Below are 323 nucleotides of genomic sequence, written 5' to 3'. Positions count from 1 at the left end.
CTGGCCAGACCTCAAAGGCCTTCTCTCCTAATTATTTCGTTTCTTTTTCTTCACTTCTTCCCCTGTAAATGGATCAATATATTCCATTATCGTTAATTGTTCTGCGACTATATCATCTTGTATTTGATTACGTATATATTCTTCTATTACCTTTTTGTTTCTTCCTACCGTATCTACATAATATCCTGTACACCAAAATTTTCGATTTCCATATTTATATTTCAGTTGTGCATGTCGATCAAATATCATCAAGCTACTTTTTCCTTTTAGATATCCTACAAATGCTGATACACTTAATTTTGGCGGAATACTCACTAACATAT

The 323-nt window shown here is 32.5% G+C and carries 1 protein-coding gene; it reads right to left on the bottom strand.

All coding sequences use genetic code 11. The features are described 5' to 3' along the window. Positions 1 to 27 precede the first annotated feature (27 nt). Positions 28 to 323: IS200/IS605 family transposase (tnpA, locus tag ACTNDN_RS25085; protein WP_441132596.1), on the bottom strand; the 296-nt coding region annotated here is incomplete at its 5' end.

The sequence above is a fragment of the Niallia sp. HCP3S3_B10 genome (assembly GCF_052064465.1).
In the GTDB taxonomy this organism is placed as follows: Bacteria; Bacillota; Bacilli; order Bacillales; family Cytobacillaceae; genus Niallia; species Niallia hominis.
Note: the sequence above shows the minus strand (reverse complement) of the source record. Positions and strands in the feature narration are given on the sequence as shown.